Origin of the sequence: Aquiflexum sp. TKW24L (assembly GCF_023502205.1) — a bacterium.
Taxonomy (GTDB): Bacteria; Bacteroidota; Bacteroidia; order Cytophagales; family Cyclobacteriaceae; genus Cognataquiflexum.
In genome coordinates this window covers 1-16,344 of the sequence record NZ_JAMFLG010000033.1, presented here as the reverse complement: position 1 = coordinate 16,344, position 16,344 = coordinate 1, and the positions used below count along the sequence as shown (strand labels likewise).

The window sequence follows — 16,344 nt, the reverse complement described above, 5'->3', positions numbered from 1 at the left end:
CTTTTTTGTGCAAAATTTATGAGAAATCCTTGAGTTTATATTTCACAAGGATTCTGTAATCATCTTTAAGTTTTGATTCATTTGCCTTGAAAAAACCATGAATGTTATTTGCTGAACCTTTTACTTTTTTACCATTAAAAGATTTTAGATACTCATTATAAAAATCCCCGGAAGAAACCAAGTGAACCACTTCATCCTTGGTAAAAGACCATGGGAAACCTAAAATTCCCATACCATCAATGTCATTTACATGGTTGAATTTTTGATAAATGATTTCATCTTTTTCATTTAAAATCAGTACATGGTTTTTTTTGCCCATACCTTGCCTTATTGAATAAAAATAAAATCCTTTGAAAGGGAAAAATGAAGAAATATCACGGACCAAATTCCTCTCTTCCTGTAAAGAATACATTTCCTGTCTTGGAAGCTTAAGGTATTCATTGGGCATGGTATACCTTTGAAAATTTAAGGTCTGCTTTTTTGCCAAGTTTCCATTTTTTTTATCAAACGAAACAATTTCATAAGACATTGGAACATTAAAATAAACCTTGTCCCTATGGAAATCCTCCATAAAGCCTATTTGGGAATCAAAGTTGCCGATGCTTTCTTTTTCTTTGGGAATGGGTATAAATCCTGTGAATCCATCCTTTCCATCTTCGATTTTTATAAAATTGAATCCGTCGTATTCAGGATTATAACTTGTGAAATTAAGTATGTAGGAATCCCCTTGGAAAAAATTTAAATTTTTATTCACTATTCTAAATTCTTCAATAAAATTCCCCAAGGAATCAAATTCAATGATTTTATTGATCGAAGTATCAAAAATAATGGCAATGCCATCCACTATTTGAAAGTCACTAATTTGAAAAAATTCACCTGGTCCTTTCCCTTTTGGTAAGAATATATTTTTGAATTTTCCTTTACTATCAAAGACAAACAACTGATTGGTTTCAAGGTCTCTGATATAGATATTATTGTATTTATCAAACTTCACATTATGCGGCCAGACCATTGGGAATTCCTCCGGGTAATCAAGTAGAATATATTCGATTGATTCTGCAAAATCGGATAATTTACCTTCTTCCGAACGATCTAAGTCAACTTCTATTTCAGATAAGTCTTTTATAGATTCACCGGTACAGGAAATTAAGAAGATTATTAAAAATAAGATTGATAGCTTTTTACAGTAAACCATATTTTAAAATTAATGAAATCCTGAAAAATTGAGCAGGATTATACAGAAACGTACCAAAAGGATTAGATAATGATTATTGAAATTTATCAATAAGCGCTATAAGTGGTATCTAATCCTTGAGCTTCAACCTTATAATGATCCAATTATCATCCACAAGCTTTGCTTTGTTCAGTTGGAAGAACTCGTGAACGGTGTTGGGTAGAATTTTGACTTTTTGATTTGCAAAGGTTTCGACGTATGAATTATAAAAGGTCAATGATCTTATCAAATAAAAAATCTCATGCTCATTTGAAGCCCACGGAAAGGATTTGATTTGAAGACCATCAATGTCATTTTCTAAATTTTGATATTGTGCTAACAATGAAAAGCTATGGTCCAAAAAGATATAATGGGAATTTTCCTGCCCTTGCTTGACGAATAAAAAAAATTTGTTCTTTAAAGGCAAAAATGCCCCGTTGGCTTGAACATAAGAATTTGGTTCTTGATTTTTATCTATCCTCTGACCGATAAGCTCCTCCGGTAAATTATAGGTACCATAATCAAATTCTAAAATAGAAATCGGAGATCCATTGACACCGTCAAAAATGGCAATTTCTCTTGTTAAAGGAAGCTTGTAAATTAATTTATCGGAATCAGGCAAAGGCAAAAAACCTTGCGGATCTTCCATAATACCCAGTTTTTCCTTTGATCCGTCTGTTGGAAATACGCCAAATTGATCGTTGGTTGATTCCGAAATCCTTTGAAATAAATAGCCTTCATTCCTTGAGGTGTAGCCCAAAAAATGAAGCGTGTATCCAGGTCCCTTATGAAAATGCAAGGAATTAAGAGGGAATCTATGTTCTTTGATTGGGGTTCCAAAATGGTCAAATGAAATGAATTTTTTTAGATAGCTGTCTTTCAATACTATAGAATCTTGAAAAACCTGAAAATCATCAACCTGAAAATATTCCAAAGGCCCCTTACCCAAAGGCTTGAAAACACTTTTTAAGTTTCCTTCTTCTGAAAATTTGAAAATCTTATTTGTAGTAATATCCCGCAACCAAAAATTTCCAGTGTGGTATTTTAGAGTATATGGCCATACAAGCGGTGATTCATCGGGATTTTCTAAAATTATGTATTCAATGCTTTCAAATACTTCTGAAAATTTCCCATTAATGGACTCGTCTAGGTCAATTTTGATACGGTTTTCTGTCTCTTCACCACCTTGACAAGAAATTAAAATAACTAGTAAAACAAAAACTATATTCCTTTGCATTTGTTGATGTGAGTTTAACTTTCGGCCAAAAGTCGCTTCAAACTAGAAGTTGCTTAAACTTAAAACTATTTTTTTTTGCAAAATTTTGATATCAAAATTTATAATAATTATTCATTATGATTTCCATATAAATAGTTTATAAAAATTGAAGGGTGATGAAATAATCAAAAATTATATCCCAATAGAATCTTAACAATCTTCTATTTCCCTAAATAGACAAGGTAATTCACATCCCAGAAATTTCCTTCAATACTTCAAAAGCCTCATCTCCTGGCCTCGGTGCATTCACATCGATGATCTTGTTGTCTTTGCCGATGATCAGGTAGCGGGGTATTCCCCACACTTTAAAGTATTTCATTATCTCTGCTTCGAATCCTTTACCGGCAAAGAGGTGTACTCCGCCCATTTTGTTTTTGCTGAGGTAGTTTTTCCATGGTTCGGGTTGCTCATCGATGGAGATATACATCAGGACTATGTCAGGATTTCCTTCCAGCTTCTTTTCGAAAAACGGTGTCTTGGTCCGGAAAGTATTGATGCATGGCCCACACCATGATGCCCAAAGGTCTAGATATATAATCTTGTCTTTGTAATCCATCAGACTGACGGACTTACCTTCAAGATCGACAAAAGAAAAATTTTCGACAACTGCCCCTTCCTTGAGTTTTTCGATGGCCGAGAGACTTTTATCTACATCTGCCAAATAGATGGAATTGGGATAAGAATTCCTGAAATCTGCCACTTGATTTCTGCTCGATTCGTAGCCTCCTGTCAGCATCAGCATGTCATTCAAGATAAAGGCTGCCTGAAAAAGCTCCTTTTTAGGCTCAGCCATTCCATTGATATAAGCTTCAACTTCCGTGTTTGGCATTCCAAAAGGGATCCCCATCGCAGCATGTAAGGTCATCATCATGGACCTAGACAGGTCTTCTGAAAGTCGCTCTATTCCGGTATCCAATCCGATACCCACAAAAAATTTATCCAAGAACCCCAGTTTTTGTGAAGATTCTAGGTCCTGCACCCTATCTAGATACAGTTCTCCAAGCTGAAGCAACATGGTATGGGAAAATGTCTGAGCTCCGATTTTCTCCTGTTCCAAAAGCCCTTTAGAATTTTGCTCGTAAAATTGACCGATTTCGGCTTTCACTCCTTTACAGAATTGGATGTATTCTTCCGCAGAAGGTGCAGCTTCAGCATCATAGAGGATGGTCGAAACTTTTGCATAGAGGTCGTTTTGGACATAACTTTCCAAGCCAGACATATAGTCCAAATATGCTTGCGTCGGAGCTTGGGCTGATGCCGTCAGGTGTGCCGAAAAGGCGAAAAACAGGGACAAAGCCTGCAAAATGAAACTGCGAGATGATTTCATATCAATTGTTTGGATGATTACTTCGGGGTATTGAGCGTACAATTTAGAAATCTGATTTAGATTTCTTGTTACCTTTGATTGATTAAACCACATTTTGCAACTTTTGGATTCCAAAAAATGAAAAAACTTATCTTCTCGACTTCCTCTTATTTTCATGACCTTTCATTGGCCATTTTAAGGATCGGAACAGCTTTGATGATGTTGACGCATGGTTGGCCGAAAATTGCGAACTTCAGCACCTACCTTGTTAAATTTAGCGATCCGATAGGTTTGGGTCCGGCTATTTCTCTTCAGCTTGCCATTTTTGCAGAATTTTTCTGCGCAATTTTGTTGGCCTTTGGATTTCTTACCAGACTTTCATTGATCCCATTGATGATTACGATGTCTGTCGCCGCCTTTATCGCCCATGCGGATGATCCTTTTGGATCTAAGGAAAAACCATTGCTGTTTCTCCTGATTTTCATATTCCTGTTTTTTGCCGGACCTGGGAAATATTCTGTCGACGCTCAGATCAAAAAGTGAAAAAATTATCCGCAACCGGATCAATAACCTAGATTGAAAGCTGACGTGCGTATAATTGACCACAGACCACAGTCAACAGCAACTGCTTTTTAAACCTCAACCCTTGTTTTTTATGCCAATAGGTATCCCTTCTTTTGTCATCAGTAACATTACGTATTCCAAGGTGTAATTTCTCCTTCTTCAATCAGGAAAAACCTGCTTTCTGCGTCAATTTCACTTAGGATCACTTTCGATCTTTCGGGCCGGGCATCGGTGATAAAGAGCTGACCAAAGCGATGGTCAGCCACCAACTTCATCAGCTTTTCGATCCTATTGTCGTCGAGCTTGTCAAAAATATCGTCTAGCAACAGGACAGGTTTTGTTTTTTTATGGGTCAAAAAAATCTGAAACTGCGCCAGCTTTAGGGCGATGACAAATGATTTCTGCTGACCCTGCGAACCGAATTTTTTGATAGGATAACCTCCAATTTCAAAGACAAAATCATCTTTATGGATTCCCATATTGGTCCGCTTCAAGATGAAATCCCTTTGGGCATTCTGAAGAAATTCATTTGGGAAGTTCCCATCCAGACACGTGGTTTCGTAAGTGATGCTCACCGCCTCGTGGTTATCAGATATGATGGCATAATATTCTTGGAGCAGAGGAAGGTATTCTTCCAAAAAGGCATTCCTCGCTGCTGCCAAAAATTGTGAAAGCGTAATGATCTCCCTGTCATAAGGCTCAACATGTGTTTTTTCCCACCTTCCTCTATCGGAAAATTGCTTGATCAGGGCATTTCTTTGTTTGAGAAAATGCTGGTACCTGACCAACTTTTCGAGGTACTGCTTGTCCATTTGGCAAAGCATATTGTCAAAAAATCTCCTTCTCTCTTCGCTTCCATCTTTGATCAGCATCGTATCATCCGGTGCAATCATGACCACCGGCAATAGCCCTACGTGGTCACTCATTTTATCTATGGCTTTGCCGTTTTGCAGCAACTGCTTTTTTTTCCCACTTTCAAAAATACACTTTACCTCGATTTCCTTTCCTTCAAGGTCAAAGTCTCCAAAAACCGTAAAAAAATCCCGGTCATGAAGCACATTGAGTTGGTCCACGCCATTGATAGCCCCTTTGGTCAGACAGAGATAATGGATGGCATCCAACAGATTGGTCTTCCCGGTACCATTGATCCCGACAAAGCAATTGATTTCGGGGGAAAACTGCACTTCCGCCTTTTGGTAATTCTTAAACTGCTTGAGGCGGATATTTTTGAGGTGCATGCTTAGAATCTGTTGGGTTTTTGACTAATTTCGCACTTGGCCTTAAATTTCAGCCTGTTTGATTATATTTGAGGCCCAATTTAGCATATTTTATATTACACGATATGGCAAAGAAGAGTACTGCTCCCAAAGCGAAAGCGAAATATTCCGAAGAAACTTATGCATTCTGGTACGAGAGCATGGTGTTGATGAGGAAGTTTGAGGAAAAAGCAGGTCAATTATACGGACAACAAAAAATCAGAGGTTTTTGTCATTTATATATCGGACAGGAAGCTTGTGCTGCCGGTGCGATCACTGCATTGGACAAAGACGATAAGTGGATTACTGCTTACCGTGACCACGCACATCCACTTGGATTGGGCACTGATCCGGGAGCTGTCATGGCTGAATTGTATGGCAAAGCTACCGGTACCACAAAAGGTAAAGGTGGATCCATGCACATTTTTGACAAGGAAAGAGGATTTATGGGCGGACACGGAATCGTGGGTGCACAGGTTCCAATGGGCCTTGGAATCGGCTTTGCTGAAAAATATAGAGGAACAAAAAACCTTTGCATCTGCCACATGGGTGATGGTGCAGTAAGACAAGGAGCCGTGCATGAGGCTTTGAACCTCGCGATGCTATACAAAACTCCGGTGATTTTTGTCATTGAAAATAACGGTTATGCTATGGGTACTTCTGTAGAAAGAACCTCCAATGTCACAGAATTATACACCATCGGTGAAGCTTACGATATGCCTTCCTTCCCGGTTGACGGAATGAATGTGGAGGCTATCCACGAAGCAGTCGCCGAAGCAGCTGACAGGGCAAGAAGAGGTGATGGACCGACATTATTGGAATTCAGAACTTACCGATACAAAGGTCACTCCATGTCAGATCCCCAAAAATACCGAACAAGGGAGGAAGTGGAAGAATACAAAATGAGGGATCCGATCGAGCAGGTTAAAAAAACCATTCTAGACAATAAAATATTGACGGAAGAAAAGTTGGCCGAAATCGACAAAAGAGTGAAGCAGCAAGTTGATGATTCTGTCAAATTTGCGGAAGAATCTCCTTGGCCTGATGGTCAGAAGGCATTTGAAGATGTGTATATGCAGGAGGATTATCCTTTTGTAATGGAGTAAAATAATCCATAATGAAAAACCTACCATGAGATTACTTAAACATCTTCATGGCAGGTTTTTTTTATTGTTATTTGTGAATTAAGTAAAAGCCTTATATTTGCGGCGGAAAATTTTAAAGAATGGCTACGAAACAAACAAAGAAATCCCAATCTGCACACCAGCATGAACTTCTGGAAAACCCAGATGAAATCAAAGGAAGATTGGAAAGAGGGGAAGCCTATATCAAAAAGAATTCTAAGATATTCGGTGGCATTCTCATCGGTGTCATTCTTTTGATTGCAGGGATATTATATATTCAGATTGATACCCAAAATAAGAACATCAAAGCACAGGCTGAAATGTTTCAGGCTGTATACTACTTTGAGCAGGACAGCATTGGATTTGCGCTGAATGGTGACGGTTCTAATGCCGGCTTCCTAAAGATCATTGACGATTACGGTAGGACTGACGCAGCCAACCTTGCGCATTTCTATGTAGGTTCGATCTATTTGTCTCAAGGAGAATTCCAAAAAGCTGTCGATCACCTGAAAGAATTCTCTGCCGATGACTTTTTTGTTCAGGCAAGGGCTCATGCCTTATTGGGAGATGCTTACATGGAATTGGACAACACCAAAGATGCTATCGCTGCCTACAAAAGGGCTATCGATCATAAAGAAAACAAATTCTTTGCTCCAAGGTACCTGAGCAAATTAGCTGTGGCTTATGAAGAAGCAGGCGACCTTGACAACGCTATCAAAGCATATGCTGAAATCGAGGACAAGTATTTTGAGTCATTTGAATACACTAATGCACGAAAACACAAAGCGCGCTTGGAAGGCCTTGCCTCTAAGTAATGCTTTGATTTATTTAAAGCATTTTGGAAGAGTAAGGCCATGCGGTCTTACTCTTTTTTATTTATACCAAAACAAACTTCTATGTCATCTTCATTGAAAAGTCTGAGCCGGTACTCTGACAAAAACATCCTGGATATTTCTGCCAAAAAATTCGGCATCGTCGTTTCTGAGTGGAATGAGCAAGTGACGGAATCCCTTTTCTCAGGGGCGGTAGAAACATTGTTGATGCACGGAGCAAAAAAAGAAAACATATTCCGAAAGAATGTACCGGGTTCCTTTGAGTTGAGCCTTGGGGCTCAATGGCTCGCTGAATTGGAAGAAATTGATGCTGTCATTTGCTTGGGTTGTGTGATTCAGGGAGAAACCAGACACTTTGACTTCATCTGCGATGCTGTTGCCCACGGCATTACCAATGTGGCTTTGAAATTTAACAAACCGGTAATTTTTGGGGTTTTGACACCCAATACCCTTCAGCAGGCATTGGACCGGTCCGGAGGAAAACACGGAAACAAAGGTGATGAAGCTGCCATCACTGCTGTCAAAATGTTGGGTTTTTGACCAACATCAAAAAGAACAAACCTTTTAAACCATATCCCATTATGAAAATAATGAAGTTCGGGGGAACCTCAGTGGGCAAACCCGAGAGAATGCACCAAGTCAAAGACCTGATCACTAGGGATAACGATAAAAAAATCGTTGTCCTCTCAGCACTTTCAGGAACGACCAATGCCCTCGTGTCTATTGGCGAAGCCTTGGCTGATGCCAACAAAGCCTTGGCTAAAGAAAGAATAGATGTCCTACACCAGCATTATCTTACCTTCTACAAGCAACTGCTCAAATCCGATGCTGCGCAAAAGAACGCAGAAAAAGTCATCAAAGAACACTTTGAGTTTTTGAATATCATCCTGAAAATCTCCTTCAATGAAGCCATCAACAGGGATATTTTGGCGCAGGGAGAGCTCCTGTCCACCAAGCTGTTTTTCACACTGTTGCAGGAATTAGGGATAGGTGCGGTGTTTTTACCCGCGTTGGATTTTATGAGTATCGATGAAAACCACGAGCCGGAACTCAAGAAAATTTCTGATAAACTCAAAGCTATCCTCGCAAACTTTCCCCAAGACAGGATTTTTGTGACACAGGGTTATATCTGCAAAAACCACAGAAATGAAGTCGATAACCTCAAAAGAGGAGGTTCTGATTATTCGGCTTCTCTGATCGGGGCGGCAATCAATTCTGAAGTGATAGAAATCTGGACCGATATCGACGGGATGCACAACAATGACCCGAGGATTGTGGACAAAACCCGTCCCATTGCCCAACTTTCATTTGATGAAGCAGCAGAGTTGGCCTATTTCGGTGCCAAAATCCTCCATCCAGCCTCCATTTGGCCGGCACAGCAACATAACATTCCAGTCAAATTACTGAATACCATGGAACCGGATGCCCATGGTACCACCATCACCGCCAAAGAGCAAGGCTCAGGAGTGAAGGCTCTTGCAGCAAAAGATGGCATCACTGCCATCAAAATCAAATCCACCAGGATGCTGTTGGCCTATGGATTTTTGCGAAAGGTCTTTGAGGTATTTGAGAAGTACAAAACTTCCATTGACATGATCACCACTTCTGAAGTGGCGGTTTCGGTGACTATTGATGACCTTTCCCACTTGGCAGAAATCGTCAAAGAACTTGAAATATACGGCACTGTCGAAGTGGACAGCAATCAGACCATCATCTCGATCGTGGGGAATATGATAGCCGAGTCCAAAGGCACCATGGCCAAAATCATGAATTGCCTGAAGGAATATCCGATCAGGATGGTTTCCTATGGAGGAAGCAGACACAATGTCTCCTTACTATTGGAGGCTAAATATAAAAATGAGGCCTTGAAAAGCCTGAATGAAGGCTTGTTTGAATGGTAATATAGCCCCCCTTCAATGGTTATCCTCTTCTTTGCCAATGACCGGTTTTTTACTTCAAGCGGGCAGGAATTCCGATAGCTATCGGAACGAAGTCGGAAGACGGATGGACCGGATCTTTTGCTCACCTGGCATGACTTTTATTCGAATAACAATTAACTGGCATCGATACGATAGAAAAACCCACCCACAATCACTTGATCGGGTGGGTTTTTTCATTTTCCTATTTGACAAAATAGAAGTAGCATTTTTTCTTTCGGTCCGCAACTGGCATTTTACCAATCCAAAATTTGATTTTTATGGAATGCAATTCCATAAAGTACGTTACGCACTTTACGTTACGCATTGTGCGTAATAAAATGAAAAATTCATTCACCAAAAGTAAAGCTACTTTTAGCAGAATTGATGTAAACAATTCGCTACAATTGCCCATTGCATAGTTTGAAGTTCAGGATAGGCATATGTGGACTATAGTCTGAATAGCTTTGGACAATAATCCGCTACTAGAATGCAAAAAATTACCTTCCTTATATAATTGCAGATAATCATTTAGCATTATTTGACCATTTTATCCAAATTCGGGCATGAAAAAATCGCTCTTCCTGTTTTTGGCATTTTGCCTTGGTTTCTCGGCTAATGCCCAAAAAAAATACCAGACCCAATTCGAATCCAGCGGCGGAAAAGAAACACCACTTTACCATGATGTGATCGCTTATTTTCAGATTCTGGCTGATGATTTCAAGGAAGTAAAAATTGTGGAAATGGGAATGACGGATGCAGGACTTCCGCTGCATGTGGTCCTATTTGACCGAAAAGGCGCATTCGATCCAAAAGAATGGCATGATACCAACCGACTCGTGCTCTTCATTAACAATGCCATTCACCCCGGTGAACCCGATGGCATAGACGCTTCGATGATGTTTTTGCGAGATGTTCTACTCAAAAAAATCAAGGTCCCTGATAACCTCGCCATGGCCATCATTCCGGTATACAATATTGGTGGTCACCTGAACAGAGGCTCATTTAGCCGCGTCAACCAAAACGGCCCCGAAGAATTCGGCTTCCGGGGAAATGCAAGAAACTTTGACCTCAACAGGGATTTTATAAAAGCCGATACCAAAAATGCCAAGTCATTCCAGCAAATTTTCAATTGGCTGAGACCGCAGGTATTCATCGATACCCACGTCAGCAACGGTGCCGATTACCAGCATGTGATGACTTTGATCTCCACCCAACACAATAGACTTGGTGGCAAATTGGGCAGCTACCTCAATGAGGAAATGAATCCAATGCTTTATGAAAAAATGAAAGCCAAAGAATTTCCGATGGTGCCTTATGTCAATGCTTATGGTTCAAAACCCGAAGACGGTTGGAATCAATTCAAGGACATCGGGAGGTACAGTAGTGGCTACGCTGCACTTTTCAGTACACTGAGTTTTATACCAGAAACCCACATGCTCAAACCCTATGACCAAAGGGTAAATTCCACTTATGCGCTATTTGAAACCTTTATTGAAATCTTCCAAAAAGACGGTGATAAAATCGTTGAAATGGCAAAAGCAGATCGGATGGCGAGAAAAACCCAAACTGAGTTTGCTTTCAACCACGTACTTGACAAAAATCAACATTCACTGATTGCGTTTAACGGATACGAATCGGGTCAAAAACCTTCCGAAATTTCAGGACTTCCGAGGCTTTATTATGACCGGGCAAAACCATTTTCCAAAGAAGTAAAATTCTTTGATACCTATTCAGATGGCTTGGTTATCACAAAACCAAAAGCCTATATCATTCCCCAAGCTTGGTATCCGGTGATTGAAAACCTCCAAAGAAACGGAATCAGAACGGAACAACTGAAAGCCGATACAACGATGCAAGTTACGGTTTATCATATCAAAGATTTCCAGACCGGGCAGCGTCCTTTTGAAGGACATTATCTCCATACCGGCATTCAAGTTGAAAAATCTCAATCTGCTTTGACTATCAGAAAAGGGGATTTTTTGATAGAAACGAATCAGGAAACCAACCGCTATATCATGGAGGTATTGGAACCGCAGGGAGAAGACAGCTTTTTTGCTTGGAATTTCTTTGACACCATCCTTCAAGCCAAAGAGGGTTTTTCTGCGTATGTCTTTGAGGACTTGGCTGCTGAATACCTGAGGCAAAACCCCGAACTCAAAAAACAGCTAGAAGAAGAAAAAGCGAAAAACGAGGAATTTGCCAAAAATGCCGGTGCACAACTGAGATGGGTACACGAGCGCTCACCCTGGAAAGAAAAAGAACACAACCGTTATCCTGTCTTTAGGATCGAAAATTGAATCATTTTCACCAGAAGGAAGTTACCAAAAAGTCATTTCTGAAAACTCTAGAATTTCCCTTTACCATAAAAAATTCCAAATGCCTCAAGATCCCAAGCCGAATTTCCTGACCAGGCTTCAGACCAAATGGAAACTGAATAGTTTGATGCAGGTTGTGTTGGTACTGATCGTATTTGCACTGACTGGCTTTACGGTCTTATTTATCAAAAAGCCGATTTTTGACTTTTTGGGTGTAAGTATGGAAAGTGGCGGATTTTGGAAAACAGTGCTCTACTTGCTTTTGGTATTGCCGCTTTACCAGATTATTCTCCTGATGTGGGGATTTGTATTTGGTCAGTTTGCCTTCTTTTGGGAAAAGGAGAAACAGTTTTTTAGGAGGATAATTGGAAAGAAATAGTTAATTACACGAGTTGGCCTAGTTTCTACAGACTGATATTTATGGATATTGGATATTAATTGATATTGTACTTAATCCAACTTTTTATAGAATGGGTACCCCTTCTGGGGGCTGACCATTTAGAACTTGGAGTGAAGGTCGATTGCTGTGGCTATGGATTATAGACCGTGGACTGTGGACATTCAAATTTTCATTTTTTCAGGTTCTTCAGGTACTCTATACTTTGGGGGACTTGAATATAGTACACGGGACTTTCATCCTCAATGTAGTAATGCTTCACTTTGGCTTTTTTGGCGGCAACCAGAATCGCAGGAATATCCAATTGTCCGGTACCGAGGGCCACATCATTTTCTACAGGTGTTCCTCCTGACATATTTCCTTCCACTCCTTTTCGCAAGTCTTTCAAGTGCATCAAAGCAAACCTTTCCCCATATTTTTCGAGATAAGCCACAGGATCTGCTCCGGGAAAAAACGTCCATAAAATATCCATTTCATAACTCACATACTTGGGATCAGTCTTCTGAATCATCAGGTCAAAAAGGGTTCCGTCTCCATGGGGTTGAAACTCAAAGCCATGGTTATGGTAGCAAAAAGTCAGGTCATACTTTTCTTTCAATACTTTCCCTACGGCATTGAAATCAGCGATTGCTTTTTCTGCCTCTGCCAAGTCAAAAGGTGCAGAATACGGTATCGATGCAATCCTGACATATTTTGCACCAAGAGTTTTGGCATTTTCTGCCACCTGATCAGTTTTTTCCATCAGATCGGAATAACTCACCCCAAACGACGAACAGAACATGTCGCGCTCATCCAACATTGCCCGTAAGTCCGTTGCCGTCTTTCCAAAGAGATTGGAAAACTCCATGTCCTTGATGCCCATAGCCTGCAAAGTGTCCAAAGTGGCCGCTACATCCTTTTGAAAACTGTCGCGGTAAGTATAAGAAACCATCCCTGGTGTGTCAGGAAACAGTGCTTTTTGGGATTGAGCTTCACTATTTCCTCCTACCAAAAGCAGGCTTACTATCAGTGTTGCAAATAAGAATTTGTTCATTTATTGGTATTTTAGGTTTATTGTATATTTATCATTTTGAAAATATCCCACAGATATCTAAGAAAGCCGTAGAATTTTATAATCACCATGTTGATGTTAAATTTCCGAGGATTTATCGGCGAAAATCTACGCAATCTGCAGGAATTACATTTTTGATTAAAGATACCTTTTTTTGAAAGCTTCCATCATCCACGCATTTACTTCCCATTGATTGACGATGGGTTGACCGGTCTGGGGATGCAGGACCATGTAGGGCGGCGCACCAAATTCCGGGGTCACCGTGAAGTCCGGTTTTCCTTCTTTGGCAGCTTTTTCTATTACCTGATCCCACCAAGAAAAATGCCTATCTACAGCGGATTTCCATTCAAGAACTCTTGGATCAGGTACCTGAGGCCCTTCTGTATATCCTACTCTCGCATGAAGGTGCGCCGTCGCACTTATAGCCTTCTGAACGGCTTCCTCTTGGTCTTCCAAAAAGGATTCTGCAGTCACACACCAATGGGAAATATCTAAGGCGATTTTCAGGTCAGGAAGGCGATCAAGATAATCTTTGGTAATATGGGCTGCAAAACTCCATTTGCCCCGATGGGTTTCATGAAGAACAGGAATTCCTGTTTCAATTGATATTTTGGTTGCCAAGTCAAATAAGGCTTTGTTTTGGTCGAAGGAATAGTAATCCTTGCCTGTCTGGGAATTGATAAAAAGGGGATTGGTCGCAGCCAAATTTCGCAGTCTGCTTTCAAAATTTTCGCTGTGGACCAAAAAATCAGCATCGACAGTTTCCCAATGTTGGGCAATCAATTTTAATTCATAGGAATTAATCACATTCGCTTTTTGATCTCTTTCCTTTTCATCCAAAGGAAAACTCATTTCCACACCATCGTATCCTGCCTCCAAAACACGGTTTAAGAAATCTTCAAAAGGGATGGCTTCCGAGCCCCAAAGCGGGCAAAAGTATGCTATTTTCATAAGTTAGGAGTTCAAAATGCTGCGCTGTATTGGATCGGTTAGGAGTTAAAATTCAATTGATATCGATTTGTTTTTCATAAAAATACACAACTTGGAACTGGGCTGCCAGTCTATATCCAATATAAATATCAGCCGAAAAGTCTTCTCTACTTGAAAATCTGATCTTTTATCTTCGGTCTACGGGCATATTGTTTAGATTTGCAGGTTAGGAATTCAGAATTAAAAGTATCCATGGCAAAAAAGAGAGGCAACGCCCTTGAAGAGCACGAAAAGCGCAAGCTGAATAAAAAAAATCTGGGAAAGCTTGGAGGAATTTTTAGGTTTATCTTACCCTACAAGCTGAATTTTTTCTTGGGGATGCTTTTCCTCATATTTTCAAGTCTAACACTTTTGACTTTCCCCTATGTAGCGGGAAAACTCATCGATACCGCTTCCGGTAAATCATGGCTTGTAGATGACATCAATGGAATCGCCTTTATCCTTTTAGGAATATTATTGGTACAAAGCATTTTTTCTTTTTTTAGGGTTTGGCTTTTTGCCAAAGTATCCGAGCGCAGTATGCGAGACATCAGGATTTCATTGTACAGCCAATTGGTGCAGTTGCCAATGACCTTTTTTGACAAAAGAAGAACAGGTGAATTGATCAGCAGGATTACAGCCGATGTCAGCATGTTACAAGATACCTTCTCGACGACTTTAGCTGAGCTCCTGAGGCAGATCATCACTTTGGTAGCAGGTGTGATTTTCCTGATGATGACCACGCCTAAATTGACGCTTTTTATGTTGGCGACATTCCCGGTTTTGGTGATCATTGCGATGGTCTTTGGAAAGTTTATCCGCAAACTCTCCAAAGAAACTCAAGATGAACTTGCCGCTGCCAATGTGATAGTGGAGGAAACGTTGCAGTCCATCATGACTGTCAAATCATTTGCAGGTGAGGAATACGAATCCAACAGGTATAGAAAAGGATTGAATAAAGTCGTGGCAGTAGCCCTGAAAGCAGCGGGATTCAGAGGCGCTTTTATCTCATTTATCATTTTTGCTTTGTTTGGCGGTATCGTGGCGGTGATGTGGTACGGAGCGACTTTGGTGGCTTCCGGAGATATGAGCGTGGGTGATTTGGTTTCTTTTGTACTCTATACCACATTTATCGGAGGTTCGATTGCCGGCTTGGGAGACATCTATGGCCAACTCCAAAAAGCCATAGGTTCGTCTGAGCGGGTTTTGGAGATCTTGGGCGAAACACCGGAAGTCTCCACAGCAGATTTCCAAAAAGTCCCGATGGAAGGAAAAGTAAGCTTCCGAGGTGTACGGTTTTCTTATCCTACCCGTCCCGAAATGGAAGTGCTGAAAAGCATTGACTTTGAAATCCCTGCCGGAGAAAAAGTAGCTTTGGCAGGTCAAAGCGGAGCCGGAAAATCCACCATTATCCAGCTTTTACTGAAGTTTTACCCAATTGACAAAGGTCAGATTTTGATTGACGGCAAATCGATCGACACCTGGAATCTGAAGCAACTCCGTTCCAACATCGGAATCGTCCCGCAGGAAGTGCTTTTATTTGGCGGAAGTATCAAAGAAAATATTGCCTATGCCAAACCTGATGCTTCAGAAGAAGAAATCATAGAAGCCGCCAAAAAAGCAAATGCCTGGCAGTTTATCAGCAAATTTCCAGAAGGAATGGAAACCAAAGTCGGTGAGCGCGGGATCAAGCTTTCCGGTGGACAGCGTCAGCGTGTTGCTATCGCCCGGGCAATCCTGAAAGATCCTGCTATTTTGATTTTGGACGAAGCGACATCCTCTTTGGATGCTGAATCTGAGTCTTTGGTTCAGGAGGCTCTGGATGAACTTATGAAAAATAGGACGACCATCATCATCGCCCACCGGCTATCGACGATCCGCAAGGTGGACAGGATTTATGTACTCAAGGAAGGTGAAATTGTCGAGGAAGGAACTCATGAACAATTGGCATTGCAGGAAGATGGGTTTTATGCTAATCTAGTGAGGTTGCAATTTGCGGATTGAAACCCTTGGAGGGTTAACGTAATCGCATTTTTTTTTAGATATAGTTAAAAATAAAAGCCATGATTGGATCATGGCTTCATGAATTATTGAGAAAATTTAGGTAAAGTTATTGACCCA

At 40.5% G+C, this 16,344-nt stretch carries 14 protein-coding genes; 8 read left to right on the top strand and 6 right to left on the bottom strand.

The features are described 5' to 3' along the window. Nucleotides 1-16 precede the first annotated feature (16 nt). From M3O96_RS17405 to M3O96_RS17395, 3 genes are all read right to left on the bottom strand, one after another. On the bottom strand, nt 17-1,195 hold the full coding sequence (locus M3O96_RS17405; RefSeq protein ID WP_249722641.1) for a 6-bladed beta-propeller: 1,179 nt from the start codon (nt 1,193-1,195) through the stop codon (nt 17-19). Between the two features lie 109 nt (nt 1,196-1,304). Further along, nucleotides 1,305-2,450, bottom strand: coding sequence for a 6-bladed beta-propeller (locus M3O96_RS17400; RefSeq protein WP_249722639.1), 1,146 nt, complete (start codon nt 2,448-2,450; stop codon nt 1,305-1,307). Between the two features lie 226 nt (nt 2,451-2,676). Next, entirely contained in the window at nt 2,677-3,816 is a 1,140-nt protein-coding gene (locus M3O96_RS17395) for a TlpA family protein disulfide reductase (protein ID WP_249722637.1), read from the bottom strand. Nucleotides 3,817-3,933: 117 nt separating this feature from the next. Here M3O96_RS17395 and M3O96_RS17390 point away from each other — a divergent pair, with 117 nt between their 5' ends. Next, complete coding sequence (locus tag M3O96_RS17390; protein ID WP_249722635.1) at nt 3,934-4,338, top strand: DoxX family protein; 405 nt, start codon at nt 3,934-3,936, stop codon at nt 4,336-4,338. Nucleotides 4,339-4,487: 149 nt separating this feature from the next. Here M3O96_RS17390 and recF read toward each other — a convergent pair whose 3' ends face one another. Further along, entirely contained in the window at nt 4,488-5,597 is a 1,110-nt protein-coding gene (recF, locus tag M3O96_RS17385; RefSeq protein ID WP_249722633.1) for a DNA replication/repair protein RecF, read from the bottom strand. A gap of 104 nt (nt 5,598-5,701) precedes the next feature. On the opposite strand from recF, the gene pdhA reads away from it, so the two are divergent. The 6 genes from pdhA (at nt 5,702) to M3O96_RS17355 (ending at nt 12,185) form a co-directional block, all read left to right on the top strand. Continuing rightward, complete coding sequence (gene pdhA, locus M3O96_RS17380; protein WP_249722632.1) at nt 5,702-6,721, top strand: pyruvate dehydrogenase (acetyl-transferring) E1 component subunit alpha; 1,020 nt, start codon at nt 5,702-5,704, stop codon at nt 6,719-6,721. A gap of 119 nt (nt 6,722-6,840) precedes the next feature. Further along, nucleotides 6,841-7,554 (top strand): tetratricopeptide repeat protein, encoded by a 714-nt coding sequence (locus M3O96_RS17375; protein ID WP_249722630.1) that lies wholly within the window; start codon nt 6,841-6,843, stop codon nt 7,552-7,554. Between the two features lie 81 nt (nt 7,555-7,635). Then, nucleotides 7,636-8,112, top strand: coding sequence for a 6,7-dimethyl-8-ribityllumazine synthase (gene ribH, locus M3O96_RS17370; protein ID WP_249722628.1), 477 nt, complete (start codon nt 7,636-7,638; stop codon nt 8,110-8,112). A gap of 41 nt (nt 8,113-8,153) precedes the next feature. Further along, entirely contained in the window at nt 8,154-9,473 is a 1,320-nt protein-coding gene (locus M3O96_RS17365) for an aspartate kinase (protein WP_249722626.1), read from the top strand. Between the two features lie 581 nt (nt 9,474-10,054). Then, the gene (locus M3O96_RS17360; protein WP_249722624.1) at nt 10,055-11,788 is read left to right on the top strand and encodes a M14 family metallopeptidase; all 1,734 of its coding nucleotides are present in this window, start codon (nt 10,055-10,057) and stop codon (nt 11,786-11,788) included. Between the two features lie 79 nt (nt 11,789-11,867). Then, entirely contained in the window at nt 11,868-12,185 is a 318-nt protein-coding gene (locus M3O96_RS17355; RefSeq protein WP_249722622.1) for a DUF6787 family protein, read from the top strand. 190 nt (nt 12,186-12,375) lie between these two features. On the opposite strand, the gene M3O96_RS17350 is transcribed toward M3O96_RS17355, so the two are convergent. Both M3O96_RS17350 and M3O96_RS17345 read right to left on the bottom strand, forming a co-directional pair. Further along, nucleotides 12,376-13,236, bottom strand: a complete 861-nt coding sequence (locus M3O96_RS17350) for a sugar phosphate isomerase/epimerase family protein (RefSeq protein ID WP_249722620.1) — start codon at nt 13,234-13,236, stop codon at nt 12,376-12,378. A gap of 156 nt (nt 13,237-13,392) precedes the next feature. After that, nucleotides 13,393-14,205 (bottom strand): sugar phosphate isomerase/epimerase family protein, encoded by an 813-nt coding sequence (locus M3O96_RS17345; protein ID WP_249722618.1) that lies wholly within the window; start codon nt 14,203-14,205, stop codon nt 13,393-13,395. Nucleotides 14,206-14,436: 231 nt separating this feature from the next. Between M3O96_RS17345 and M3O96_RS17340 the strand changes: the two genes are divergently transcribed. Then, on the top strand, nt 14,437-16,227 hold the full coding sequence (locus tag M3O96_RS17340) for an ABC transporter ATP-binding protein (protein ID WP_249722616.1): 1,791 nt from the start codon (nt 14,437-14,439) through the stop codon (nt 16,225-16,227). Nucleotides 16,228-16,344: the final 117 nt, after the last annotated feature.

Bases quoted from the DNA above. Each gene is read 5' to 3' on its own strand.
- M3O96_RS17405 (WP_249722641.1), bottom strand. From the start codon at position 1,195: ATGGTTTACTGTAAAAAGCTATCAATCTTATTTTTAATAATCTTCTTA.
- M3O96_RS17400 (WP_249722639.1), bottom strand. From the start codon at position 2,450: ATGCAAAGGAATATAGTTTTTGTTTTACTAGTTATTTTAATTTCTTGT.
- M3O96_RS17395 (WP_249722637.1), bottom strand. From the start codon at position 3,816: ATGAAATCATCTCGCAGTTTCATTTTGCAGGCTTTGTCCCTGTTTTTC.
- M3O96_RS17390 (WP_249722635.1), top strand. From the start codon at position 3,934: ATGAAAAAACTTATCTTCTCGACTTCCTCTTATTTTCATGACCTTTCA.
- recF (WP_249722633.1), bottom strand. From the start codon at position 5,597: ATGCACCTCAAAAATATCCGCCTCAAGCAGTTTAAGAATTACCAAAAG.
- pdhA (WP_249722632.1), top strand. From the start codon at position 5,702: ATGGCAAAGAAGAGTACTGCTCCCAAAGCGAAAGCGAAATATTCCGAA.
- M3O96_RS17375 (WP_249722630.1), top strand. From the start codon at position 6,841: ATGGCTACGAAACAAACAAAGAAATCCCAATCTGCACACCAGCATGAA.
- ribH (WP_249722628.1), top strand. From the start codon at position 7,636: ATGTCATCTTCATTGAAAAGTCTGAGCCGGTACTCTGACAAAAACATC.
- M3O96_RS17365 (WP_249722626.1), top strand. From the start codon at position 8,154: ATGAAAATAATGAAGTTCGGGGGAACCTCAGTGGGCAAACCCGAGAGA.
- M3O96_RS17360 (WP_249722624.1), top strand. From the start codon at position 10,055: ATGAAAAAATCGCTCTTCCTGTTTTTGGCATTTTGCCTTGGTTTCTCG.
- M3O96_RS17355 (WP_249722622.1), top strand. From the start codon at position 11,868: ATGCCTCAAGATCCCAAGCCGAATTTCCTGACCAGGCTTCAGACCAAA.
- M3O96_RS17350 (WP_249722620.1), bottom strand. From the start codon at position 13,236: ATGAACAAATTCTTATTTGCAACACTGATAGTAAGCCTGCTTTTGGTA.
- M3O96_RS17345 (WP_249722618.1), bottom strand. From the start codon at position 14,205: ATGAAAATAGCATACTTTTGCCCGCTTTGGGGCTCGGAAGCCATCCCT.
- M3O96_RS17340 (WP_249722616.1), top strand. From the start codon at position 14,437: ATGGCAAAAAAGAGAGGCAACGCCCTTGAAGAGCACGAAAAGCGCAAG.